This is a genomic window from Gordonia sp. 852002-50816_SCH5313054-c (assembly GCF_001665925.1).
Lineage (GTDB): Bacteria > Actinomycetota > Actinomycetes > Mycobacteriales > Mycobacteriaceae > Gordonia > Gordonia jacobaea.
The window spans coordinates 124,260-148,920 of record NZ_LZTE01000058.1; the positions used below are offsets into that span (position 1 = coordinate 124,260).

A 24,661-nucleotide genomic window follows, 5' to 3' on the forward strand; every position below is an offset into this window, starting at 1 on the left:
GTGCCCTATCGTCGACTCATGCCGCACCCCATCGTGTTCGACGACGCCGATCCGCTGCTCGGCCGGGTGCGTGCGATCGCACTCGCGCTACCCGACACCACCGAGGTGGTCGCGCACGGCCGTCCGACGTTCCGCTGCGGGAAGATGTTCGGCACGTACGGCGGCAGCATCAAGGGCGGCGAACGCCACGACCAGTCGTTGCTGTTCATCCCCGACGACGCCGAACGCGACGCCCTCGTCGACGATCCGCGGATCTTCCTGCCCGCGTACGTCGGCGTATACGGCTGGCTCGGAATGCTTCTCGACAAAAAGACCGACTGGGACGAGGTCGCCGAGCTTCTCGATGCGAGCTACCGCCACGTGGCGCCGAAGAAGTCGTTGGCCAAGCTGCCGCCGCTCTGAGGCGTCGACTCGGCTGTCGGACCGACCCACCGAGCTGAATGTGTGTCGAATCCGAGCATGTGTGTGCTGCAGCACCCACATCTTTCGAAACGACACACATTCAGGTGAGTGCCGGACCCCTCACCAGTCCCAACGCCGCCAGCACCCACGCAGCCGTCACAGCGCCTGCGGGTCCTCCGACAGCAGTTCCCCTGCGCGTGCGCAGATGCCAAGGGCCGTGCGTGCCCAGGCCGGTGAGGCTCCGGCCAGGCCACACGTCGGAGTCGCGATCACGTTGTCGGACAACACTTTTCGATCCAGTCCGATCCGATCGGTGATCGCGGCCAACCCGCTGGCGACCGTCTCGGCGCGGGCCCGTCGGTCGGCCCGCTGAGCCGACACCACACCCGCGACGAGGACATCGCCGCGTTCGATCAGCTCACCGATCCCGTCGAGAGTCTCGGTGTCGAGTACGTCGGGCCCCGAGGAGATCGCGGCGTCGAGGACCACCGAATGTCCGACGCCGCGCAACCGTCCGATCAGATCCCAGCGTGGCGCCCCGCAGTTGTGCACGATCGCCGGTCTACCCACCTGTTCGACGATGCCCGCGAGCGCGTCCACTACCTCGGGGAGTGGGATCGCGCGGATCGGATCGAGTCGGGTCAGCGGAGTCACCGTGCCGTCGAGGACTGCTCCGATCAGGGGCTCATCGAGCTGCACGGTCACCTGCGCGCCCAGACGTCGGGCAACCTCCGCGGCGTGCTCGCGCAGTCCCTCGGCCGTCGACTCGACGACGTCGTGCCACGCACCGACGTCGCGGAGCACCTTGTGTCCGTTGGGCAGCTCGACCGAGGCGGAAAAGGTGAACGGTCCACACACCGCCACCTTCACCTGACGCCCGGTACCGATGAATCCCGCTGTGTCCCAAAGCTCTTCGAGCGCGTCGAGGTCGAATCGCAGGTAGTCCGACGCCGCGCGGGTGACGGCGGAGGGGCGTGCCGCGAGTCGGTAGCCCCACGGCCCCGCGTCGATCGGCATGTCGACGAGCAAAGTGCCCATCCGGCCGACCATGTCGGCTCCGATCCCGCGTGCGGGCAACTCCGCGAGGTAGGTGAAGTCGAGTTCGCCGCCCACGATCGCCGCGGCCTCAGTCGGATCGGTGCCCGGCATGGAGCCGACACCCGTACCGACACCGGTCGGCAGCGACGTCATCACATCACCGGTCAGTGCGCACTCGACGACGCACCCGCGACGGCCTCGTCGTGGCGACGCACGTGCGAGGTGCCCGCGATACGACCCGAGCCGACGACGAGATCGCCTCGCTCGGCGTCGGGCAGGTACAGCACGGCCGCCTGGCCGCGCGCGACGCCGGTCAGCGGCTCACGCAACTCGATGTCGATCCCGGGGCGTCCGTCGTCGCCGGTGACCGGTGTCGCGACCGCCTGCGCGAGTCCGCCGTGCGCACGCACCTGCACGATGCACTCGATCGGGCCGCTCGGCACCTGTCCGGACGTCCACACGGCCTTGGTGGCGCTGATCGACCAGACCTGCAGGTTCTCCGCGGCTCCGACGGTCACTGTGCCCGATTCGGGGTCGATGTCGGTGACGTAGCGCGGACGCCCGTCCGCGGCGGGTGCCTCGATACCGAGTCCCTTGCGCTGGCCGATGGTGAAGCCGTGGACGCCCTCGTGGTCGGCGAGACGTTCACCCGAGTCGGCGTCGATAACAGCACCGGGACGCACACCGATTCGTGCGCCGAGGAATGCTCTGGTGTCGCCGGTCGGGATGAAGCAGATGTCGTGTGAGTCCGGCTTCGACGCGACGGACAGACCGCGTCGGGCGGCCTCGTCGCGGATCTGCGGCTTGGAGGTGTCGCCGACCGGGAACATCGCCCGCGACAACTGCTGCTGGGTCAGGACGGCCAGCACATAGGACTGGTCTTTGTCGTCGTCGACGGCACGACGCAACTCGCCGTCGGCGAGTCGTGCGTAGTGACCGGTTGCCAGTGCGTCGAAACCGAGCGCAACCGCCTTTTCGGCGAGCGCGGAGAACTTGATCTTCTCGTTGCAGGTCAGGCATGGGTTGGGTGTTTGGCCGGCCGCGTAGGCCTCGACGAACTCGTCGATCACGTCGTCCTTGAACTTCTCCGCGAAATCCCAGACGTAGAACGGGATGCCGAGAACGTCCGCGGCGCGTCGCGCATCGTCGGCGTCTTCGCGCGAACAACATCCGCGGGAGCCGGTGCGCAGCGCTCCCGGCGCTGTCGACAGAGCGAGATGCACGCCGACCACCTCGTGGCCCGCGTCGACGGCACGTGCCGCGGCGACGGCCGAATCGACTCCTCCGCTCATGGCTGCCAGTACGCGCATCAGTTCCCCTTACCTGCGGGAGTCGAGACCAGTCCGGCGACGCGGGCACGGTCGACGACCTCGCCGATGATCTCGGCGACCGACGCGATGTCGGCGTCGGTCGTGGAATGGGAGAGCGAGAAGCGCAGCGACCCGCGCGCGTCGGCCATGCTGACCCCCATGGCCAGCAACACGTGGCTGGCCTGGGCAACGCCTGCCGTACATGCCGAACCCGTCGAACACTCGACACCGTTGGCGTCGAGGAGCATCAGCAGCGAATCGCCTTCGCAGCCCGCGAAAGACACGTGCACGTTGCCGGGCAGCCGACGATCGTCGCGAGGCCCGTTGGCGCTGGCTCCATCAATGGACAACAGCACGTCGAACAGCCGATCACGCATCGCTGAAACCTGCGGCAGCGTCTCGTCGAGCGTGTCGACCGACCGTCGCAGTGCAGCAGCAAGGCCGACGATCCCCGGCACGTCCTGGGTGCCCGATCGCAGATCCCGCTCGTGTCCGCCACCGTGCTGCAACGGAACACACTCGACGTCGCGCCCGAGAAGCAGGGCGCCACATCCGTACGGACCGCCGAACTTGTGCCCGGCGATACTCATGGCGGAGAGCTTGCTGCCCGCGAAGTCGACGGGGACGTGACCGGCCGCCTGCACGGCGTCGGAATGCACGGGGACGCCGAACTCGATGCCGAGCGCCGCGATCTCGCTCACCGGCTGGATCGTTCCGACTTCGTTGTTGGCCCACATCACCGAGATCAGCGCCGTCTGCGCCGCATGCTGCTCGAGCTCGGCACGCACGTGCGCAACAGACACCGCGCCCTCGGCGTCGACCGGGATCACGACGAGTTCGGCGCCGTCGTTGTCGGCCAACCACTGCGCGGCGTCGAGCACGGCGTGGTGCTCGACCGCGGAGACCATGATTCGACGACGCTGCGCGTCGCCTCTCCTACGAGCCCAAAAGATGCCCTTGACCGCCAGGTTGTCGGCCTCGGTGCCGCCGCTGGTGAAGATCACCTCTGACGGCCGCGCACCGAGTGCCGACGCGACGGTCTCGCGGGCTTCTTCCAGGTGACGCCGGGCACGACGACCCGAACCGTGCAACGACGACGCGTTACCCGGCTGGAGATAGCAGGCGGTCATCGCCTCGAGTGCCTCCGGCAGCAGAGCTGTCGTCGCGGCATTGTCGAGGTAGACCGGGGCGCGGGATGACGTGGACATACGCACTCCAGGATAAACGCGCGAACACCCGTGACCAATTCCGTCGTGCGGAGCCGAGTTGCACCGGACCGGTGATCAGCGGACGACCTGGCCGACACGGAGTACCCCGCCGGGGTCGTGCTGGAGCGCGAGCGCCGCCAGCCAGGCGGCCGTCTCCTCGTCGTAGCAGGACCGGATGCGCTCCGGGTCGGTGCTGGCGGTGAAGTTGGGAAGTCGTCCGCCGGTCCCCCACTCCGACATCGCGTCGATCAGCCGGTCGGCGTGCCCGGGCACGATGTCGGCGATCGGTGGCACCAGGACTCCGACGACGTGCAGATTGAGCGCGGCGTCGCGGTGGCGGACCGCACTGTCGGGTCCGCGTTGCTCGGCGAACGCCCCTCCGAGCAGCCTCAGTTCCACCAGCAGTAGCGGCGAAGCGACCTCGGGTCCCGCGTGGTCGAGCAGCGTGCGCACCGCGTCGTCGGGCAGCCCCGACAGCAACATGCCGTTCTCGTACGCAGGCTTCGGGTCGGTGGGGTCGGCATGGATCATGCCGACGGCGGCGTAGGGCATCGTGCCCACCGCGTCGAGAATCGGGGTCGCCACCGCGCGCATCGGCGCGAAGGTCGACGCCGCGGTGTCGGCGTCGGCGACGCTGGCGTAGCGCACGGCGACAGTGAGCTTGCCCGCGAGCATCGGCGGAACCCCCGGCATGTCGGGCAGCCGCAGGAGCGCGATCGACGTCGACGCCTCGCGGGGAAGATCCTGTGTCCACCGTTGCCATGCCGCGAGCACCGACGGCACGTCAGCTCCGTCGAAATAGACTGCGCCGCCGTAGAATTCCGCGATCGGCAGTAATTCGATCTCCAACTCCGTGACGATGCCGAGCGTGGCCTTCCCGCCGCGGCAACCCCAGAACAGATCGGGATCTGCATCGGCGCTGACCCGCCGGAGGCGCCCGTCACCGGTGACCATCTCGATGGCGCGCACATAATCCGACGACACCCCGACCGACCGGACGAGCGGCCCGATACCGCCGCCGGACAGAAATCCCGCTACGCCAACGCCCGGCGCCGATCCGCACAGCGGAGCGAGTCCGAACTGCGCTGCCGCCTCGATGACCCGCTGCCAGCGCACGCCCGCACCGACTCGTGCTGTCCTCGTTGCGGGGTCGATCTCACACGTGTCGAGCGCGCCCGTCCGGACCAACAACGACCGTCCGTCGATCGGCGTCGCGCCGTGACCGGTGCCGTGGACGGCAACCGTCATGTCGTTTGCCGCGGCGAACGCGACTGCCGCGGCAACATCGTCGCTGCCTGCCGCGTCGACGACCGCCCACGGGCGCCTCGACACCGAGGCGTTGAAGCTCACGGTCGCGTAGCCCTCCTCGGTGGGACGGAAGACATTTCCGCGAATCCTGGCGCGCAAACCCGCGATGTCGGCTTGGTCGATCCCGGTCGGTGTCTGGGTCATGGCGATGCTCCTCGAATGTGCACGTGGCGACCGGCTGATCCGGCCGCACTCACACGATGTCGGCACACCCTTGGGATGATCTTGCGGTCTTCTTGGAGTGCACACCAGCCGATGTCCGTCGTTCAGCGCACACCAATTCGTGCAGGTCAGACAATGCGCCCAGCGGTCGCCGCCGAAGCGAGTGCGCTCATGCCGGCAGCAGCAGCGAGCGCGGAGATATCGGCGAGCTCGCGCTCACGCCGCGCTCCTGCGGGCGCGCGGGATGCCGCGGCCATCCGACACCGCAGGACCCCTGGCGTACTGGCCTGGGTCTCGGACAATTCTCGCGCACGCCCGAGCGCTTCGATAGCGGCATCGTCGTCGCCGATCAGGAAATACAACTCCGCGAGGGCGAGGTCGACCGGGCCGATGCACCCGACCTGCCCCACGGTGGCGATGCACCGCGTGAATCGACCGAGGTACTCGATGAAGGGCTCTGCGCGATTGGTCAATTCGAGTTCGACGACGACGCCGGCCAGGATGACTGCCTGCGCGAGCGACGTCCACATCATGGGTTCCCGCTCCCCCAGCCAGGCGTCGATCATCGTGATCGCGAGGTCGACGTCTCCGTGGATGCCCGCGACGGTGGCGACGCCCGAGGCCAGCAGCGTCGCAACGGAATTGCCCGGCGCACCGGACACCACGGAGCGCACCCACTCCAGGCGGTCGCTTCCATCGATTCCCAGGACGTCGTCGACGATCTGCTCGAACATCCCCTCCTGCGTTGCCATCGCCATCATCGCGAGCGCACCACTACCGGCGACGTAGAGTTGCGTCTGCTGGTGGACCGCGTAAGCGGTCTCGAAATGCGTACGCGCACGGTCGAATTCACCATGCCACACCGCGATGGCCGCCTCCATCCACCGCAGTTGTGCACGCAGTATCGGTAGGCGCATTCGTTCGCTGCCGACGATCCCGCGCCGTAGGTGCCGTTCGGCGGCGTCAAGGTCGCCGAGTGTCATCGTCGCCATCGACAGCACGGAATCGACGATCACCTCATCGAGCGCCGATGACGCATGCGGAAGTTCGCGAATGGCGACACCGAGTGCGACCGCCTCCTGTGCCCGATCGGCGACACCGGAGTACGTGAGCAGGCGCGCGACCATGACGTCGGCGAGCACGTCGGAATCACCGAGCCGGCGCGCGAGCACCTCCGCACGGGCGAGAAGCGTCGCAGGAATCGCGGCGTCGCGGTTGTAGCAGGTGCCAACGGCCAACGCGCCCAATACCCGTGCGCTGCTCGCGGCGTCGCCGTCGGTGAACTCACCGACGGTCGTCAAGATGTCCTGGAGCGGGCCGGTCTCGGTTCCCGGCGCAACCCACGGCCATCCCCCGCCGGACCTGATCAACGTGGAGGCAAGACGTCCAGCCGTCTGCGGACTGCCCGAACGCATCGCGTCCGTCAGCCGTTCGCCCACCATCTCGAGCACCGTCGCGACGTTTCCGGCACGCAAATGGGCGTCGAGCAGGTCGACGAGCAGGGCATCACGCATTGCGACGTCGGCCACTGCCTGATCGGACGCCTCATATGTGCGTAGAGCGGCATCGAGCCAGTACGCGGCGTTGATCGAATCCCATCGTGACGTCGCGTCGGCCGCGACTCGACGACACGCCTCGATCACGTCGGCGACCTCGGCCAACGGCAGGGCTCGCAGGAGATGACCGGCCCGCCGCGCCAACGAAGCCGAATCCGTCGACGGCGCAAGCACTTCGGCTGTCCGCAGGTGAATTCTGCAGCGCCGCAACGTTTTGATGCCCGCCATCGCTTCTTCGCGCAACAACGCGTGCCCGAACACGGCACGCCCGTGTCCAGCGTCGGTCACCACTATCCGCTCGTCGACGGCGTCGTCGATGCAGTCGGCGACCTCGTCGACATCACGGTCCATCACCTGAGCGAGAAGAGGGACGTCGATGTCGCCGCCGCCGATGACCGCGGCATAGCCGACGACCTCACGTGTCGCGGGGTCGAGCGAGGCGAGGCGTCGATCGAGTACCGAACGGACGGCAGCCGGAACGACTTCTCGGCGTTGCGAATCCGGCAGCCGCGCATACTCTGTGACGAAGAGCGGGTTACCGCCGGTGCGGTCGACGAGCTCGTCGAGCTCGCCCTGCGAGAGCTCGACGTCGGATATCTCTCGTACCAATGCCGTGACCTCGTGTCGTGCCAACGCGGGAACATCGACGACCCGACCCCCTGCCCGCACCATCGCCGAACGCAGGCGAGCGATCGCAGGCCCGCCCTCCTCGTCTCGCACCGTGACGATCACCCGCACCGCCACCCGCTGCAACGCCGTGGTCAGGTAGACCAGCAGGTCTATCGACATCGGGTCCGCCCACTGCGCGTCGTCGACGATGACGGTGACCGGTCGCGATGCAGCGCGTGACTCGAGGAGAGCCTGTACACGTTCGTACACAGCAAACCGTGCGGCGTCGGCGTCGACGCCGGGTGGAACCGACAACACCGAGTCGGCGTCGGCGTTCAGCCCGCGGCACAGTTGACGCATCGGCCACCACGCCGGAATGCCTTGGGAATCAGGACATCTCACCCACACGACGACGTCGCCGTTGGCCGACGCCATTCGAGCTGCCTCTTCGGCGAGCCTGGTCTTCCCGATCCCTGCCGCACCCCACAGCACGAGCCATCGCGTGATCGGACCCCGGTCGTCGACGAAAAGCGTTGCCAGCGTGCGCCTCTGCGCATCACGTCCGACAAGGGCGCCTTCCGGCTCGGCCGCCACTCCTTCGACGGCGGCAGTGACGTCCGCAGCCCCGGCGTATGCGTCGCGTGCGTCGACCCCTGGCGCAGCAGGATTTCCGACATCAGAGTTGTCGGCATCGATCCCGGTGATCGGCGAGGCCACCGTGCCGGCCCCCGACCAGCGGGGCGCGCGCGGCCATGCGGCGATTTCGGCGTCGTGGCGCAGAATGGCGCCCTGCAGATCGCGCAGTTCGTTTCCGGGGTCGAGGCCCAGTTCGTCGTCGAGTCGTCGAACATGCTCTGTGTAGGCCGCGAGCGCATCGGCGCCTCGGCCCGCACGGTAGAGCGCCATCATGTGCAACCAGGCAGCACGATCGCGGAGCGGGTCGAGCGCGCGCAACGCCGCTGTCTCGGTGAGCGCCTGACCGGTGTCGCCGTGTGCGAGCAGCGTCGTGATGTACGCCTCCGTGACGGAAAGTCGAGTTTCGGACGCCGCGACGGAATCGGCGCCAACCCACTTCTCGTCGGCCATATCTGCCAACAGGGGTCCACGCCATAGTCGGCGTGCCTGTTCGCAGAGTTGCAGTGCGTCATGCCAACGAGCGCCGTCGACCTCTTCGCGAATCCTGCGCGCGAGCGCGAGGTACTCGACAAGGTCGACGGAGTCGTCGGCGATGGTCAGTCGATATCCGGGACTGACCCTCTCGATGGGCGACGGCCCACCGGACTCGCCCCGCAGCGCGCGCCGCAGATTGGAGATGTAGGCCTGCAGGCTCGTCGTTGCGGCGGGTGGCGGATGCGTGCCCCATACCGAATCGATCAGCCGATCAACCGACACCACCGCGCCGCGCGCAAGGATCAACGCGCCCAGGACGATTCGCTGCTTGGGCGATCCCAGGTCGACTGTCTCGCCCGCGCGACGCACCTCGAGGGGACCGAGGATCAGATACTCCCGCATCTCTCCCCTCACACCTGTGGACCGGAATGTCGGAAAAACGGCGATTTCGAGTGTACGACCGGCATCGCAACGATGTTGGCTGTCTGAGCCGGATCGACCGACCCGACAGCATCGACACTCGCACGTGCCGACCGCATTGCCACGATCACCACGACCGCACCGAGTGCCGCGATCGCGGCACTGATCCACAACGCGTTGCCGAGCGCGTCGACGTAGGCGGCGGGCTGTCCGCCGTTCAAAACCGACACCGCAGGAAATACCGCACCCAGTGCTGCCACGCCGAGCGCGATTCCCGACTGACGGAAGACATCGTTGACACCGGCGGCAAGACCCGAGTCGTCGTGCGCTGCCTCGGCCAACACGACCCCGCTCATCACGGGATTGAACACACCCGCACCGACGCAGGCCACGAGGAAGCCGGGCACCATGATCCAGCCACTGCTGTGCTCGCCGGCACGCGTCATCCAGACCAGTCCGGCGGCGACCGCGACCAGGGCCGTCGAGAGCAGCACCCAGGGCGCGACGCGTCCGACGACGCGATCGGTGAGACCCGCGACGACGAGCATGACCATCGTCCCCGGCAGGTACACGAGGCCCGCGGCGATCGCCGACATCCCGAGCACCCCCTGCAGGTAGATGGTCACGTACACGAACACGGCGAACATCGACGCACTGATCGCGAACGTCGCGACCTGAGCTCCCGTAAAGGCAGGGTTGGTGAACATACGCAGCGGCAGCATAGGTTGCGCGACAACGGATTCGACGACGATGAACGCAACGAGCGCGATCCCGGCGATGCCGAATGCGCTCAGGGTGACCGCATCCGCCCAACCGCGCGCGTTGGCTTCGACGAGTCCATAGGTCAGCGCACCCAGCGCGAGAACAACGCTGAGCTGACCCCAGACGTCGCCCCGTCGCGGACAACTACTCGCGGACTCGTCGATCCAGCGGGTCGCGTAGACCATTGCAATCCCCAGCGGAATGTTGACGACGAAGATCGCGCGCCAGTCGATCCAGTCGGTGAGGACGCCGCCGAGCAGTGGCCCCACAGCGAACGACGCTCCGATGGTCGCCCCATAGGCCGCCAATGCCTTGGTCCGTTCCTCTTTCCCGGGAAATGCGTTCGCCAGCAACGCAAGTGACGAGGCGAACAGCAGCGCGGCGCCGAGCCCCTGGCCGACACGAGCGGCATTCAAGGTGCCGATGTCACCCGCAGCCGCACAGACCGCGGACCCGATGGTGAACACCACGGCGCCGACGACGAAGACGCGGCGTCGGCCGATGCGGTCGGCCCATGCACCTGCGCTGAGAACGATCGTCGCCAACGCCAGCGTGTATCCATCGATCACCCATTTGAGCGAGGTCATCCCCGCGTCGAACTCGCGTGCCATCGCGGGGAGCGCTGTGTTGACCACCGCGATGTCGAGCATGAGCATCGCGGTTGCCACACACACCACGGCGAGCGTCACGCGCTGGACCGGCGTCCACCTCGGCTTTGCAACGTCGGCGGGGCTGTCGGGCGGCCGGCTGGAGCCGGTTGCGTGAGCGTGTGCTGTACGAATGTGTGGCCTGTGACTGCGTTTCGTCTGCGCCATGACTTCTGCCTTTGTGTCGATCCTTCAGGGACGACGACAGAGTGCGATGACGCGCTTGGCGATCCCTTGTCGACTTCTTGACGCGGGTGGTCACGGCGCAGGTGTGGTTGGAGCGTCGACGCTCAGAACTCAGTCACGTTCGAGGTAGAAGTAGAAATGGCGGCCGCCGATGAGGCCGCCGGTGCCGTTCATGATGCCCATCACCGTGGTGTCGTCGACGCGCTTGAAGTGGTCGATCACCGGCTGGCCGTCGTAGACCATCGACGCAGTGGCCTCGCCGCGGAACTCGATGGTCCACAGCGACGCTTCACCCTTACCGACGCGGGTGTTGGAATACAGCTCACCCGATTCGTTGCGACATACCAGCGGTTGCACCTCACTGAGCGAGATGAAGTTCTTGCCGTGCCAACCGATCTTGGTCAGTAGCCCGTTCATCGCATGCCCGGTGGCGAACTCACCACCGCGCCAACTCCCGAGCATGTCTGCCGGTCTGAGTGTCTCCAGGTCGGCCCAGACCGCGTCGAGGTCGGCGTCGGCGATGGTGCTGCGAGCCGAACGCAGCTCGACGAACCGCGCCCGTGCGGCCTCGCGGCGTGCGTCGACAGCGTTCTCGGTAGGTGTCTGCGGACTCACGGTCACGAAATCTCCCCGATGGCTGGGCGCACCGATACACACGGCGCGGCTTTTTCTCACCGTATCGGATCGAGCGATCGGGTGTGTCCGCAGTCACCGGCGCGAGTGCCGCCGTTCGCGCCCGTCGCCTACTCACGGATGAGCGTGCGCGGGAACCCCTCCGACGAGTTCGGCGCAGCGTTCGGCGAGTTCACGACGATCCGAACCGGGAAGTTGGGACTCGTGCACCTGGACGCGCACCGCGAGACCGCGGGTGCGCAGCACGCGCCGCAGCGTGTCGGCGGGCGAATCGTCGCCGATGAAACCTGGTGCGGCCGTGACCATTCCGGAGACCTCGAACTCGACGTGCAGCGGAATGACAGGCACTCCGGCGTCGATCGCCGCCTGGAAGAACGCGGGTCGGAAGTCACCGCGGGCACGTCCGCACCACGTGGTGCCCTCCGGGAAGACCGCCACCGAGTTGTCGGCCTGCAGTTCTGCCACCGCCCGATCGACGGTTGCGGGCAGGGTACGCAGTGAGCCGCGGTCGATCGAGATGATTCCGAGCCGCCGTGCGAGCGTCGACACGACGGGCATCGACATCACGTCGCATTTGGCGACGAACCGAGCCGGGTTGACGACGGCGACGGCGAGGATGTCGAGATATGAGATGTGATTGGAGACCACGAGCCCACGGGTGCTCGCGGAGAACGGTCGACGATCGTCGATCACCACTCGAACCCCCACCGACCACAGCAGGGTTCGCGCACTCGTGCGGATGTATGCACGACGCAGGAGTCGTGGCAGGAACACCATGAGCGATCCCACCAGCAGGACGACTGCCGTCGATGCCGCGAGCAGCGCGACCCGAATCGCGACGACGAACACATTCGCCGGGGCGAACGGATTGTCGGCGTGGCAGAGGTCACCGCACGGGCTGGCCGGGTACCACGCGTGACGGTGGCTCTCGGTCCTGATCGTCGCAGGTGACGTGGAGTCGTGGGCGGGAGCAGGATGCACTGTGGGCGCCACTGTCTGCGTTGACAGTTGTCCGGCGGACGTCGGAGGGCTGATGATCGCTGCGGCCGTCATACGAACCTCACTCTCGGGGAGATACTGCGAGTCGCGCGCCTGTCGCACGAAGTCTGTCGAGGTAGCGGGTGTTGGCGTGTTCGCGGTCGATGATCGTGACGAAGTCGCCGACGTCGAAGATCTCGTCGACCGCCGGGTCGCCGCACACCGTCGCGCCGAGGCGCAGGTAGGCACGCAGCAGCGGCGGGAGGGTGAGCGTCGACGGTGGCTCGATCTCGCCGAGGGTGCGGCCGTCGATCAGTGGGGTGTGCAGCGGGAAGGTTCGCCACGGCGCCCGGTGACGCGCGAGCACGTGGTCACGGACGCCGCGCAGCGTCGAACCCCGCAGTTCCTCACCGGGACCACCGAGCGGGACAGAGACGCAGCCCATCAGGTAGCGGTAGTCCGCATCGTCGAGGTATCGCAACACCGCGGCCCAGAGCAGCGCGGTGATCGCGCCGTGGCGATGGCCCGGCGCCACGCATGCGCGGCCCATCTCGACGACCGACCCGCCGATCTCGTTGATCTCGGTCAGGTCGAACTCGGTTGCCGAGTACCAGCCGCCCGCGGCGATGGCTCGCGGCGGTGCGAGCAGTCGAGCGCAGCCAAGGACGCCGTACACGTCGTCGATGGCGACGAGGTGCTCGGCGAAGTCGTCGACGTGGTCGGCGTCGCGGCGGGTTGTCGGGTCGCCGATCTGATCGGAGAAGCCCGGCTCTGCGGCGAAGACGTCGTAGCGGAGCCGTTGGACGGCGTCGATCAGCTCCGGGGACTCGGTGAGGACGATCCGCAGGCGCCCGGCGTCGACCAGGGTGCGGCTGTGTGCAACACCGCGGGTGTCCAGTACGTCTGTCATGCCCCAGATGAAAGCCAGTCGCAACGACCGGCCTGCTACGTGCGCGTGACGTGTCGGGGCGCGCTCGGTGAACAGAAAGCAGCGATCCCCGACCCAGGTGGGCCGGGGATCGCTGTGGGTGGTTTCGACAGGCTCAACCAGCGGTGGGGGCTCAACCAGCAAGCCCGCTGATCGAGCGATTAACCGCTGATCGAGCTTGTCGAGATCGCCGAGAGTGGTTTCGACAGGCTCAGCCAGCAAGCCCGCTGAGTGGTTTCGACAGGCTCAACCAGCGGGCCCGCTGATCGAGCTTGTCGAGATCACTTGCGCTTCTTGACCTCTTCGGTCAGCTGCGGTGCGACGTTGAAGAGGTCGCCGACGATGCCGAAGTCAGAGATCTCGAAGATCGGTGCTTCCTCATCCTTGTTGACGGCGACGATCGTCTTCGAGGTCTGCATGCCTGCGCGGTGCTGGATGGCGCCCGAGATGCCCAGGGCGACGTAAAGCTGCGGCGACACGGTCTTGCCGGTCTGACCGACCTGGAACTGGCCCGGGTAGTAGCCCGAGTCGACCGCGGCACGCGAGGCGCCGACAGCGGCACCGAGCGAGTCGGCGAGTTCCTCGACGACGGAGAACTTCTCGGCGCTTCCGACGCCACGACCACCGGAGACGACGATCGACGCCTCGGTGAGCTCCGGACGGTCGCCACCGACGTTCGGCTCGACCTTGGTGATCTTCACGCCACCCTCCTGCGCCGGTACCTCGACGTCGACGCGCTCGCCCGCAGCAGCCTGCGGTGCGGCCTCGACGCCACCGGGGCGCACGGAGAAGATCGGGGTGTCGCCCTTGGCCTGAGCGTCGACGGTGAACGCGCCACCGAAGATCGAGTGGACGCCGACAGCGCCTTCCTTGACGTCGACGACGTCGGCGAGCACGCCCGAACCGAGACGCACGGCAAGACGGCCTGCGATCTCCTTGCCGTCGGCGTTGGCCGCGACGAGGATGCCCGCGGGCGATGCCTGCTCAGCGACCGACGACAGGACGTCGACCTTGGGGCTGATCAGGTAGTTGGCCGCGTCGTCGGACTCGGCGACGTAGATCTTCTCGGCACCGGCGGCCTTGAGGTCGTCGATGATGCCGTCGGCGCCACCGGGTGCGCCGACCACGACGGCCGACGGCGTACCGAGTGCACGAGCGGCGGTGATCAGTTCGTTGGTCACCTTCTTGAGGGCGCCCTCGGCGTCCTGTTCGACCAGAACGAGTACTTCTGCCATTGTTTTGCTCCTGGATGTCTGGTGGCCTGCGGCGAGTCTGTCGACTGCGCGGGCCGGTGAGGTGGTCTCGGTGCGTTCGGCGCCTAGATGATCTTCTGGCCGACCAGGTACTCGGCAACCTTCACGCCGCCGTCGCCCTCGTCGGTGACACGCTCACCCGCGGTCTTCGGAGGCTTCGGGGTCGAGCTGGTGACGGTCGTGCCCGCATTCTCGAGGCCCACATCGGAAGGCTCGACGTCGATCTCGGCGAGGCCGACGACCTGAACTTCCTTCTTCTTGGCGGCCATGATGCCCTTGAAGGACGGGAAGCGCGGCTCGTTGATCTTCTCGTTGACGCTGACGATCGCGGGAAGCTCGGCCTCGACGTGGTAGATGCCGTCGTCGGTCTCGCGCTCACCCTTGAGGGACTCGCCCTCGACGGTCAGCTTGCGCAGATGCGTGAGATGCGGCAGTTCGAGGTACTCGGCGATCATCGCGGGGATCGCACCGACGCGACCGTCGGTGGCCTCGTTACCTGCGATGACCAGCTCGACACCCTCGACGGTGCCGAGTGCGCGGGCGAGCACGTACGCGGTCTGAACCGCGTCCGAACCGTGCAGCGCATCGTCCTTGATGTGGATGGCCTTGTCGGCACCCATCGACAGTGCCTTGCGGATGGCTTCGGTGGCGCGCTCGGGACCTGCGGTGAGGATGGTGACCTCGCCTCCGTTGGCCTCCTTGATCTGCAGCGCTTCCTCGACTGCGCGCTCGTTGATCTCGTCGAGCACGGCGTCAGCGGCCTCGCGATCGAGCGTGTAGTCGGTCTCGGAGAGCTTTCGCTCGGACCAGGTGTCCGGAACCTGCTTGATCAGAACGACAATGTTTGTCATGGGTCTACGTCGACCTCCTGCGTCGGGTTCGGCAACTTACCGGCGGGTAAGGCCATCGGTCTCCACCCACTTTAGCGTCTCCTATTTTGCCTTAGAACATCGCCTACCTCACACTATGGCGGCGTTCGAACGGGCGGGATGCGACGAGTGCGGCCAGGCGAAGAGACTGCGGCACGTTCTTGGGACGCCCCCGGGTACTAGTCTCATGGGGATGATCGACGCACAGGGCTCGACAACGGACCGTCGACCGACGGCAAACCTGGACGCATTGGACACCGATGCCCAACTCGCACTGACCGGCGAGCGGACGGTTCCCGGCATCCCGGCAGAGAACTACTGGTTCCGGCGCCACGAGATCGCCTACCGGTTCATCGCGGAGTCGTGCAGAGGGAAACAGGTTCTCGAGGCAGGCTCCGGTGAGGGCTACGGCGGCGCGATGCTCGCCGCCGCGGGCGCGACGGTCACCTGCGTCGACTACGACGCGTCGGCCGTCGAACACACCCGCAGGCGCTACCCGGAACTGACGATGATCGCCGGCAACCTGGTAGATCTCCCCCTGCCAGACGAGTCGGTCGACGTGGTCGTGAACTTCCAGGTCATCGAACATCTGTGGGACCAGGCCGCCTTCATCGCCGAGTGCCGTCGAGTGCTGCGTCCCGGCGGGCGTCTCCTGATCTCGACGCCCAATCGCATAACCTTCTCGCCCGGCCGCGATACCCCGCTGAACCCTTTCCACACGCGTGAACTCGACGCCGCCGAGCTCACCGATCTGCTGACCGACGGCGGGCTGGAATCCGTTGTGATGCACGGCGTTTACCACGGCGCGGGCTTGGCGGAGTTGGACGCGAAGTGGGGCGGATCGCTGATCGACGCACAGATCGAGCGAGCATTGGCGGGCGAGGACTGGCCCGCCGACCTCGTCGCCGACGTCTCCGCGATCTCCGCCGACGACTTCGTCATCCTCGAAACCTCCCCCGACAGTGCAACCGCAGACAAGGCCGCCACAGACAAGGCAACCGCAGACATCGACGCGTCGCTCGACCTCTTCGCCATCGCGGTCCGACCCTGACGACCCCGGCACACCCGATGACTGCTTCCTCACCCCGCACTGCGGCGCACCCACACAGCAGCGGTAGCGCCGTGCCAGGCCAGTTCACCCTGGTGCTGCACTCTCACCTGCCGTGGCTGGCCAACCACGGTCGCTGGCCGGTCGGCGAGGAGTGGCTCTACCAGTCGTGGGCGGCGTCGTATCTTCCGGTGTTCGCCATGCTCCGACGTCTGGCCGCCGACGGATTCACCGATCAGCTCTCGTTGGGCATCACACCTGTGTTGGCCGCCCAACTCGACGACCCGCACTGCCTTCGCTCGATGCACGAGTGGCTCGCCGACTGGCAACTGCGGGCGGTGGCGGCCGCAGACAATCCGGACCCCATCCGACGCGAGCTCGCCGCGCACGAATTCCGATGTGCGGCAAGGGCGGTGGGCGACTTTGAACGCCACTGGCAACACGGTGCGAGTCCGCTGATCCGAGCGCTGGCCGACAGCAACGTCGTCGAAATCCTCGGTGGCCCGCTCGCCCATCCGTTCGCGCCGCTGCTCGATCCGCGGTTGCGTCGATTCTCCCTCACCGAAGGGCTCGCCGACGCTCGATCACGATGGGGTACTGCGCCGCAAGGGATCTGGGCGCCCGAGTGCGCGTTCGCGCCGGGAATGGAGTCCGAGTATTCCGCTGCGGGCGTACGCCATTTCATGGTCGACGGCCCCGCGCTGCACGGCGACACGTCGCTCGCGCGACCCGTCGGGAACTCCGATGTCCTCGCATTCGGCCGCGACCTGACCGTGAGTTATCAAGTGTGGTCGCCCAAATCGGGATATCCGGGCCACTCCGTCTACCGCGACTTCCACACCTACGACCACACGACCGGCTTCAAGATGTCGCGCGTGACCGGCAAAACCGTTGCAGCACACAATAAGAAGCCCTACGACCCCGACCGCGTCGCGCCCGTGATCGATCGCCAGGTCGACGACTTCGTCGAACACGTTCGCGCACGCCTGATCTCGGAATCGGAGCGGATCGGCCGACCCGCGCTGGTCGTCGCAGCGTTCGACACCGAGTTGTTCGGGCACTGGTGGCATGAGGGACCCGCGTGGCTCGAACAGGTGCTTCGACGCCTCCCCGAAGCCGGGGTGCGCGTCGGGACGATGGCATCCGCAGCGGCCGATAACCTTGTGGGAGAACCGGTTTCCCTCACCGACAGCTCGTGGGGTTCCGGTAAGGATTGGCGTGTGTGGAACGGGCCGCAGGTCGAGCACCTGGTCGAACTCAACGCAGAGGTCGTCGAGACAGCGCTCGACACCGTCGACAAACTTCTCGATACGGGGTCGGGTCGTGATCGCGTTGCTGATCAGATCATCCGAGAGACCCTGCTGACCGTGTCGTCGGACTGGCCCTTCATGGTCTCGAAAGACACCGCGGCCGAGTACGCGGTACGTCGTGCCCACACCCATGCGCACGCCACGCGTGAGATCGCCGACGCCGCGCTACGCGGACGCACCGAGCAGGCAGCGCGTCTCGCCGCCAATTGGAATCTCGCCGACGGCCTGTTCGCCGACCTCGACGCCCGTCGGCTCCGCGGAGACGAGCGCGCATGAGAGTTCTTCTCGTCTCGTGGGAGTACCCGCCGGTCGTGGTGGGTGGCCTCGGTAGACACGTGCATCATCTCGCCACCGAACTCGCCGCCATCGGGCACGACGTCGCGGTGCTGACCCGCAAGCCGTCGGGTACCGACGCACTCACTCACCCGACCACCGACACCGTCGTCGAGGGCGTGCGGGTAATCGCCGTTGCAGAGGACCCGCCAGAGTTCGAATTCGGGCAAGACATGATGGCGTGGACACTCGCCATGGGTCACGCCTTCGTCCGCGCCGGACTCGGCATCCTCACTGCAGGCATCCTCACTGCCGACGCCGACATGCGCTGGACGCCCGAAGTGGTGCACGCCCACGACTGGCTCGTCGCGCACCCGGCGATCACGCTCGCCGAACTGTTCGACGTCCCGCTCGTCTCGACGATCCACGCCACCGAGGCGGGCAGACACAGCGGCTGGGTCAGCGGACGAACCAACCGTCAGGTGCACTCGGTCGAGTGGTGGCTCGCCAACGAGTCCGACGCTCTCATCGCCTGCTCGGCGTCGATGCGTGACGAGGTGACCAGACTCTTCGGGCCTGGACTGCCCGACGTCCAAGTCATCCACAACGGTATCGACGTCGACACCTGGCCATACGCCGAACGGGCACGCACGCAGGGACCCGCGGAGTTGCTGTTCGCCGGGCGCCTCGAATACGAGAAGGGCGTGCAGGATCTTCTCGCCGCGCTCCCCCGCATCCGACGCACTCATCCCGGCACCACGCTGACCATTGCGGGCGACGGCACTCAGTACGACTGGCTCGTCGACACCGCTCGCCGACACCGGGTGTCGCGCGCGGTGCGGTTCCTCGGCGGCGTCGGGCACGACGAACTCGTCGACCTGATGCACCGGTGCGACGCGATCGTGCTGCCGTCGCGGTATGAGCCCTTCGGCATCGTCGCCCTCGAGGCCGCTGCTACCGGCGCGCCTCTCGTGGTTTCCACTGCGGGCGGACTCGGCGAGGCCGTCGTGGCGCCGGTGACAGGCCTGACGTTCACGCCCGGCGACGTCGCGGGTCTGACCGCTGCAGTTCGGTCATCCCTGTCCGATCCGGTGCAGGCCGCTGCACGCGCACGACGCGCCCGGGCGCGCTTGACCGCCGAGTTCTCCTGGCGGGAGGTGGCCGAACGCACCAGCGGCGTCTACCTCTCCGCAAAGCGTCGCGTCCGCCACCCCGTCGGACGCCCGTTCATCGCCGAAAGGCCGCTCCCGGAACGCGATCCAGGGCAGGCCTGAGCAGACATGTCAGGCGCCAGGCCCCTGCCTGGCTTGCGCCTTCTTGCGTTCGATGTCGGCAAGTGCGCGTTCGAGTTCGGCGCGCTCCTCGGCATTGGTGGCCCAGTCGTCCTTGCGGTTCTTCACGACTCGCGCGGGCGCACCCACGGCGATCGAATAGTCGGGGATCACGCCCTTGACCACGGCATGCGACCCGAGCACACACCCTCGCCCGACGATCGTGTTGCGCAGGACCGAGACCTTCGCGGCCACCCAGGTGTCGGCGCCGATGCGGACCGGACCCTTCACGATCCCCTGGTCTTTGATGGGCAGCGTGATGTCGTCGGTCTTGTGGTCGAAGTCGCAGATGTAGCACCAGTCGGCGACGAGCACCGACCCGCCGATCTCGAGGTCGAGGTAGGAGTTCACCACGTTGTTGCAGCCGAAGACCGTCTTGTCGCCGATGCGCATCGTGCCCTCGTGACAGCGGATCGAGTTGCCGTCACCGATGTGGACCCAGCGCCCGATCTCCATCCTGCTCAGCTCCGGCGTCGCGTGGATCTCGACGTTCCGGCCGAGGAAGAGCATTCCCCTGAGCACGATGTGCGGGTTGGCCATCCGGAACCGCGCGAGCCGGTAGTACCGAACCAGATACCAGGGGGTGTACGCCTTGTTGCGCAACACCCAGCGGAGCGAATCGAGGGTGAGGAATCGTGCCTGGCGCGGGTCGCGGCGTCGACCTGCTCGCCACCGCGACCGATACGAGGCGTTCCACATCGTCGTCATGACGACTCACCATAATCGACGCCGCTGCCGGCATCGGCGGCGGAGCCGCGGCTTCAGTGGGCAGCGGAGCCGCCGTGCGAACCAGCCGCGGAGCGTCGCACGATAGGCTCAACTGCTGGCGTCCCGGTGCAGTGCCGGAGACCGAACATGACGGGAGCAGGATGGCTGTGGTTGGCCCCCGGATTCGGGTACCGCGACGGGTTCTAACGCCGCTGGCGCTCCTGCTCGGTGCCGTGGTGGCACTCAGCGCCTGCTCGGACGGGCACATCGACGTCCGTTCGGTGGCGAGCCCCGGCTGGGCCAGCTACGGCGGCAACGGCGCGAACTCGAACTACACCTATCCGTCGATCCCCGACGACCTCACCCTGAGCTGGACCCGCCCGACAGGCGGCCCGGTGACCGCACCTCTCACGCTGTCCAACCAATCGAACGTCAACGTCACCGCGAATACCGCCAACGGGTGCAACCTGCTCGCCCTCGATCCCAACTCGGGGCGTATGAACTTCTGCAAACGAATGCGTGCAGGCATCGAGGGAAACTCCACGCTGCTCGACCAGTTCGACCAGCCCTACGTCGGCGAGGAGACCACCTTCGTGGCGTTCAACGCCGGCGGCGCGATCCGCTGGCGGATGCCGGTGATCGGGGTGCCGCTGTCGGCCAAGTTCGCGGCCCCCGGCGAGGTACTCGTGGTGACCACCCAGGGTCAGATCCTGATGCTCAACACCCAGAACAGCGACTTCACCGCACCCGAGGTGCGCCTGCGCCCCGAGGCAGACCCCGGCGATCCGCTCTGGGGCTACGGCGACTGCGTCAGCAACGGCCCACGCTGCGCCGTGCCCGCGCCGCCCGCCGTCGACGAACAGCACAGCCGCTTCTTCCTGAACTTCTGGCCGACGGGCGCGATCGCGTCGCAGATCCGCGGCTTCTCGTACGCGAAGCAGAACGACGGACGTGTTGTCCGGGAGATCTGGCATGCCGACGTTCCCGGTGGTGTGATCGGCGCACCGACACTGTCGGCCGATGGCAACACCCTCTACACGTTCAGCAGACTCGGCCAGATCGTCGCGCTCGACGCCGCCACCGGTAAGACCAAGTGGACCTACGACAACGGCGGCTACGGATTCGCATCCATGACCGTCTCCCCCGACGGCCTGATCATCCCGACCGGTGTCATCGGAGCCCCGCTGACCCTGCTTCGCGACCGCGGCGACAAAGCTGAGCAGGTCTGGCAGCGCAAGGATCTCGCCACGGTGAGCCTGTCGACCCTCACGTCATCGAAGACCGCGTGGACCGTCGTACGCGATCAGGGCAAGAACTCGCTGTCGCTCATCGAGGTCGACACGTCGAACGGCTCCACGAAGCGCACCGTGGCGATGCCCGGCGCGGATGGCTTCACGACGGGCGTCGCGGTGTCGCCGTCGGGACAGATCGCCACGGCCACGAACATCGGCGAGGTGTTCTTCTTCGACTCGAAGAAGAACATCGACTGATGACAGCCACCACGCCGAACTGGGTCGCGACGTCGATCTGGTGGCACGTGTACCCACTCGGTGCACTGGGCGCCGACACCACCGGCGTCGACCGGACCTGCCGACGCCCACTGTCGGCACTCATCGACTGGCTCGACTACGCAGTCGCGTTGGGAGTCAACGGGATCGCGCTCGGTCCGATCTTCCAGTCCGCGACCCACGGCTACGACACCCTCGACTACTTCACCATCGACGAACGACTCGGCGACCGAGCCGATTTCGACGCCCTCGTCTCCGCATGCCGGTCGCGCGGCATCAGGATCATGCTCGACGGTGTGTTCAATCACGTGTCACGCCAGCATGATCGAGTTGCCGACGGTTCGAGCTGGGCGCGTCGCCAACGTGACGGCACCGTGCGCACCTTCGAAGGTCACGACGATCTGGTCGCGCTCGATCATCGCAATCCCGAGGTCGCCGACCTGGTCGTCGACGTGATGTGCCATTGGCTCGACGCAGGCGCCGACGCGTGGCGTCTCGACGCTGCCTATGCGGTCCCACCTGCCTTCTGGCGCACCGTTCTACCCCGTGTGCGTGAGCGATTCCCCGACACCTACGTGCTCGCGGAGGTCATTCACGGCGACTATCCCGGATTCGTCTCCGACAGTGGTGTCGACTCGGTAACCCAGTACGAGCTGTGGAAAGCCGTGTGGAGCAGCATCATCGATGCCAACATGCACGAACTGCAGTGGGCGCTGACACGTCACGACGAAATGCTGACCACGTTTGTACCGTGGACGTTCGTCGGCAATCACGACGTGACCCGCATTGCGACCCGACTCGCCCAGCGTTCCGCTGATCTCGCCGTCGTGCTCCTGGCCACCCTGCCCGGCACCCCTGCGATCTACTACGGCGACGAATTGGGTTGGACCGGAACGAAAGAAGAACGCGTCGGCGGCGACGACGCGATCCGGCCACCGCTGCCGCAGACACCTCCCGACGACGCGGCGCTGCCCGCAATCTACCGACTCCACCAGCGGCTGCTGGGACTTCGACGCCGCTTCCCCGACATCGAGCACGCGCGCGTGCAGACACTCGACGTGAACCAGGGCTTACTGGTCTACCGCGTCCACACCGAACAGCCGATCACTGTGGCGCTCAACGCCGCTCAGGGACCTGCTGACGTGACTGTCGAGCTGGGTACCACCGGTCACCTCGAGTCGGAAGCGTCGCATCGCGAGGGCGACTCGATCCACCTCGAGCCGGGCGGCTGGTACATCGCCGGTACCGAGCTCTCGCAGGACTAGGCGTAGTCCCCGGGACTGACCTCGGGTCGCTGACCACATCGCCGGCCGCGCAGAAAGTTACGCCTTGTGGGGAGCTCACATGTACCGGTACATACGGAGGACCCGAGGGGTGTGGCTTTCTGCGCGCGACTATCGCGCCCTGACGCCGGCCTCGCACAGGAACCCGACGCCCTTGCGTCCGACGCGCGTGAGCACGAGCGCCAGTGACCGCGATCCCTTGAGGCGCAGCCGCTTTCGCAACGCGTCGGGGTCGACGTCAAGTCCGCGGACGAGTATCTCCAACGTTCCGCAGTCGTGCGCGGCGAGGGTCTTGCGCAACACCTTCTCCGACGTCGAAACCTCCTCGATGACCTCGAATCCCCTCTCCCCCAACGGCACCTGCTCGCCGGTGAGATAGGCGATCTGCGGGTCGAGTTGCCTCAGCCCGTGCCGCGCAGCGTACTGACGCACCAGTCCCGCACGGACGACGGCGCCGTCTGGGTCGACGATCCACCGACCGACAGGACCGTGTTGGTCGACGTCGTCGGGCTCGTCGTCGGTGACCTCGAAACCACTCACAACGCCGTCGCTACCGGTACGCAGCACCGTTGCCCGTGTTCGGTCGACGATCCCCGGTCCGCTCCAGAGGCAGGCTTCACGGACACCACCGTCGAGCGAGGTGATCTGCACTTCTCCGGTGAAGCCGAAGCGGTTACGCAGCGCCCGATAGTCAAGGCCCGGAGCACATTTGACGATCACGACGCGGCCCGCATAGGTCATCAAGACGTCGGGAAGCGGCGGCGTGAGTTGATCGAGCCGAAAGACCCGTCCGGCACCGGAGCGTCGGGCAGGGTCGGCGATCACCACGTCGGCCGTCGACGTGGGGGTCAGTGCATCGGCGACGAGAAGCGCAGTCGGAGTGGGCAACTGACCGAGGACGCGCCGATTGTGTTGCGCCATGGACAGTCTCACGTGGTCGAGGTCGCTCCCGATCACGCCGGCGATCCCCTCCTGTGATGCGAGTTCGACGACCTCACCGCCGATCGAACACGTGATGTCGTGGATCACCGCACCGGGGAAACGCTGCGCGATCTCAGCGGCCCGGTGTGCCGCAACCACACTCGGCGTCGCCTGCTGAAGAGCATCGTCGGTGAGCAGCCACTGATCGGCGTCGCGCAGTTTGCGCGCGGCTCGGCGGCGATCACGCACCGTCTCGATGAGCGCGGCGTCGTGAGGCGCGTAGCGTCGTCGCGCCGCTTCGACGTCGGCGATCATCGACGACGGCGTCAACGCCATACCCGAGACGACGTCGAGCGCCTTCTCGCCGTAACGACCACAAAGGAAGGCGACATCATCGAGCGTGAATTCGTATCCCACAGTCGCAACTCCCCTGGCGCGTGCCGGTTTCACAGACACCTTGGCACATGAGCGGTGAGCACAGGCGCTCGGGCATGCCCGATATTGACTATTAGGTAAGGCTAAGCAACTATGAGGCCGTGAACACGAAGAGAATGGTCATGGTCGGCACACTCGTCGGGGCGGCGGCCGTCATCGGAACCGCAGTCGGTGCAGCGAATGCGGAGGCCAAGGTCGCCGACGGACGCTACAACTTCTGCGTGAAGACCCAGTACGGAAGCTCCGTCGACGAGCGATGCAACGAGTACCGCGTGGTGGGCAACCAACTGATCGGCCCGGCCAATCAGCCGCTGGAACTCATCGACACACCCAACGGTGCCGTCGCCGTGATCCCACCCGCCAGCGGGCTGGTCATCACGAAGAACGCCAACGGGTACAAGGTCGTCAACACGATCCTCGGCGTCCCGGTCGCGACGTCGCAGTTGACGCCCCTGGGCTGATCCG

At 66.9% G+C, this 24,661-nt stretch carries 20 protein-coding genes; 7 read left to right on the forward strand and 13 right to left on the reverse strand.

The annotated features are described in order from the left end of the window. Positions 1 to 18 precede the first annotated feature (18 nt). Complete coding sequence (locus tag A5788_RS14430) at positions 19 to 402, forward strand: MmcQ/YjbR family DNA-binding protein (protein WP_049698414.1); 384 nt, start codon at positions 19 to 21, stop codon at positions 400 to 402. A 156-nt stretch (positions 403 to 558) separates the two neighbouring features. Here the strand turns inward: A5788_RS14430 and A5788_RS14435 are convergent, their stop codons facing one another. From A5788_RS14435 to A5788_RS14485, 11 genes are all read right to left on the reverse strand, one after another. Beyond that, positions 559 to 1,593 carry a vitamin-B12 independent methionine synthase gene (locus A5788_RS14435; RefSeq protein WP_064870257.1) on the reverse strand — a complete coding sequence of 345 codons (1,035 nt, stop codon included), beginning with the start codon at positions 1,591 to 1,593 and terminating at the stop codon, positions 559 to 561. A gap of 11 nt (positions 1,594 to 1,604) precedes the next feature. Further along, complete coding sequence (mnmA, locus tag A5788_RS14440) at positions 1,605 to 2,750, reverse strand: tRNA 2-thiouridine(34) synthase MnmA (RefSeq protein WP_064870259.1); 1,146 nt, start codon at positions 2,748 to 2,750, stop codon at positions 1,605 to 1,607. Then, a complete protein-coding gene (locus tag A5788_RS14445) occupies positions 2,750 to 3,958 on the reverse strand; it encodes a cysteine desulfurase family protein (protein ID WP_064870261.1) in 1,209 nt (402 codons plus the stop codon). Before A5788_RS14445 ends, mnmA begins: the two co-directional genes overlap by 1 nt. 75 nt (positions 3,959 to 4,033) lie before the next feature. Continuing rightward, the gene (locus A5788_RS14450; protein ID WP_064870263.1) at positions 4,034 to 5,410 is read right to left on the reverse strand and encodes an FAD-binding oxidoreductase; all 1,377 of its coding nucleotides are present in this window, start codon (positions 5,408 to 5,410) and stop codon (positions 4,034 to 4,036) included. A gap of 146 nt (positions 5,411 to 5,556) precedes the next feature. Then, positions 5,557 to 9,105, reverse strand: a complete 3,549-nt coding sequence (locus A5788_RS14455) for a BTAD domain-containing putative transcriptional regulator (RefSeq protein ID WP_064870265.1) — start codon at positions 9,103 to 9,105, stop codon at positions 5,557 to 5,559. A gap of 8 nt (positions 9,106 to 9,113) precedes the next feature. Beyond that, a complete protein-coding gene (locus A5788_RS14460; RefSeq protein ID WP_269449579.1) occupies positions 9,114 to 10,562 on the reverse strand; it encodes an MFS transporter in 1,449 nt (482 codons plus the stop codon). Positions 10,563 to 10,829: 267 nt separating this feature from the next. Further along, positions 10,830 to 11,339, reverse strand: coding sequence for a DUF4334 domain-containing protein (locus A5788_RS14465; protein WP_064870268.1), 510 nt, complete (start codon positions 11,337 to 11,339; stop codon positions 10,830 to 10,832). Between the two features lie 126 nt (positions 11,340 to 11,465). Further along, entirely contained in the window at positions 11,466 to 12,404 is a 939-nt protein-coding gene (locus A5788_RS14470) for a lysophospholipid acyltransferase family protein (protein ID WP_064870411.1), read from the reverse strand. Between the two features lie 7 nt (positions 12,405 to 12,411). Then, entirely contained in the window at positions 12,412 to 13,314 is a 903-nt protein-coding gene (locus A5788_RS14475) for a GNAT family N-acetyltransferase (protein ID WP_064870412.1), read from the reverse strand. Positions 13,315 to 13,538: 224 nt separating this feature from the next. Then, positions 13,539 to 14,492 carry an electron transfer flavoprotein subunit alpha/FixB family protein gene (locus A5788_RS14480; RefSeq protein ID WP_049698423.1) on the reverse strand — a complete coding sequence of 318 codons (954 nt, stop codon included), beginning with the start codon at positions 14,490 to 14,492 and terminating at the stop codon, positions 13,539 to 13,541. Between the two features lie 83 nt (positions 14,493 to 14,575). Continuing rightward, entirely contained in the window at positions 14,576 to 15,361 is a 786-nt protein-coding gene (locus A5788_RS14485; protein WP_049698424.1) for an electron transfer flavoprotein subunit beta/FixA family protein, read from the reverse strand. Between the two features lie 205 nt (positions 15,362 to 15,566). On the opposite strand from A5788_RS14485, the gene A5788_RS14490 reads away from it, so the two are divergent. The 3 genes from A5788_RS14490 to A5788_RS14500 are packed head-to-tail and all read left to right on the forward strand — an operon-like array spanning position 15,567 to position 19,284. Beyond that, on the forward strand, positions 15,567 to 16,430 hold the full coding sequence (locus tag A5788_RS14490; RefSeq protein WP_442902896.1) for a class I SAM-dependent methyltransferase: 864 nt from the start codon (positions 15,567 to 15,569) through the stop codon (positions 16,428 to 16,430). A 17-nt stretch (positions 16,431 to 16,447) separates the two neighbouring features. Beyond that, positions 16,448 to 18,013 carry a 1,4-alpha-glucan branching protein domain-containing protein gene (locus A5788_RS14495; RefSeq protein WP_064870272.1) on the forward strand — a complete coding sequence of 522 codons (1,566 nt, stop codon included), beginning with the start codon at positions 16,448 to 16,450 and terminating at the stop codon, positions 18,011 to 18,013. Next, a complete protein-coding gene (locus A5788_RS14500; RefSeq protein ID WP_064870273.1) occupies positions 18,010 to 19,284 on the forward strand; it encodes a glycosyltransferase family 4 protein in 1,275 nt (424 codons plus the stop codon). The genes A5788_RS14495 and A5788_RS14500 overlap by 4 nt, the downstream gene beginning before the upstream one ends. A gap of 9 nt (positions 19,285 to 19,293) precedes the next feature. On the opposite strand, the gene A5788_RS14505 is transcribed toward A5788_RS14500, so the two are convergent. Beyond that, positions 19,294 to 20,049: an acyltransferase gene (locus A5788_RS14505; RefSeq protein WP_064870275.1), complete on the reverse strand. Its 756-nt coding sequence runs from the start codon at positions 20,047 to 20,049 to the stop codon at positions 19,294 to 19,296. 161 nt (positions 20,050 to 20,210) lie between these two features. Here A5788_RS14505 and A5788_RS14510 point away from each other — a divergent pair, with 161 nt between their 5' ends. Further along, complete coding sequence (locus tag A5788_RS14510) at positions 20,211 to 21,539, forward strand: outer membrane protein assembly factor BamB family protein (protein ID WP_064870278.1); 1,329 nt, start codon at positions 20,211 to 20,213, stop codon at positions 21,537 to 21,539. Next, on the forward strand, positions 21,539 to 22,822 hold the full coding sequence (locus tag A5788_RS14515) for an alpha-amylase family glycosyl hydrolase (protein ID WP_064870280.1): 1,284 nt from the start codon (positions 21,539 to 21,541) through the stop codon (positions 22,820 to 22,822). Before A5788_RS14510 ends, A5788_RS14515 begins: the two co-directional genes overlap by 1 nt. Positions 22,823 to 22,951: 129 nt before the next feature. Here the strand turns inward: A5788_RS14515 and A5788_RS14520 are convergent, their stop codons facing one another. Next, positions 22,952 to 24,178 carry a THUMP-like domain-containing protein gene (locus A5788_RS14520; RefSeq protein ID WP_064870282.1) on the reverse strand — a complete coding sequence of 409 codons (1,227 nt, stop codon included), beginning with the start codon at positions 24,176 to 24,178 and terminating at the stop codon, positions 22,952 to 22,954. A gap of 119 nt (positions 24,179 to 24,297) precedes the next feature. Here A5788_RS14520 and A5788_RS14525 point away from each other — a divergent pair, with 119 nt between their 5' ends. Continuing rightward, the gene (locus A5788_RS14525) at positions 24,298 to 24,657 is read left to right on the forward strand and encodes a hypothetical protein (RefSeq protein ID WP_231894273.1); all 360 of its coding nucleotides are present in this window, start codon (positions 24,298 to 24,300) and stop codon (positions 24,655 to 24,657) included. Positions 24,658 to 24,661 lie beyond the last annotated feature (4 nt).

Coding starts and splice junctions, on each gene's coding strand:
- A5788_RS14485 (WP_049698424.1), bottom strand. CDS start 15,361: ATGACAAACATTGTCGTTCTGATCAAGCAGGTTCCGGACACCTGGTCC.
- A5788_RS14510 (WP_064870278.1), top strand. CDS start 20,211: ATGGCTGTGGTTGGCCCCCGGATTCGGGTACCGCGACGGGTTCTAACG.
- A5788_RS14450 (WP_064870263.1), bottom strand. CDS start 5,410: ATGACCCAGACACCGACCGGGATCGACCAAGCCGACATCGCGGGTTTG.
- A5788_RS14480 (WP_049698423.1), bottom strand. CDS start 14,492: ATGGCAGAAGTACTCGTTCTGGTCGAACAGGACGCCGAGGGCGCCCTC.
- A5788_RS14505 (WP_064870275.1), bottom strand. CDS start 20,049: ATGACGACGATGTGGAACGCCTCGTATCGGTCGCGGTGGCGAGCAGGT.
- A5788_RS14470 (WP_064870411.1), bottom strand. CDS start 12,404: ATGACGGCCGCAGCGATCATCAGCCCTCCGACGTCCGCCGGACAACTG.
- A5788_RS14455 (WP_064870265.1), bottom strand. CDS start 9,105: ATGCGGGAGTATCTGATCCTCGGTCCCCTCGAGGTGCGTCGCGCGGGC.
- A5788_RS14515 (WP_064870280.1), top strand. CDS start 21,539: ATGACAGCCACCACGCCGAACTGGGTCGCGACGTCGATCTGGTGGCAC.
- mnmA (WP_064870259.1), bottom strand. CDS start 2,750: ATGCGCGTACTGGCAGCCATGAGCGGAGGAGTCGATTCGGCCGTCGCC.
- A5788_RS14490 (WP_442902896.1), top strand. CDS start 15,567: ATGGGGATGATCGACGCACAGGGCTCGACAACGGACCGTCGACCGACG.
- A5788_RS14500 (WP_064870273.1), top strand. CDS start 18,010: ATGAGAGTTCTTCTCGTCTCGTGGGAGTACCCGCCGGTCGTGGTGGGT.
- A5788_RS14435 (WP_064870257.1), bottom strand. CDS start 1,593: ATGACGTCGCTGCCGACCGGTGTCGGTACGGGTGTCGGCTCCATGCCG.
- A5788_RS14430 (WP_049698414.1), top strand. CDS start 19: ATGCCGCACCCCATCGTGTTCGACGACGCCGATCCGCTGCTCGGCCGG.
- A5788_RS14445 (WP_064870261.1), bottom strand. CDS start 3,958: ATGTCCACGTCATCCCGCGCCCCGGTCTACCTCGACAATGCCGCGACG.
- A5788_RS14495 (WP_064870272.1), top strand. CDS start 16,448: ATGACTGCTTCCTCACCCCGCACTGCGGCGCACCCACACAGCAGCGGT.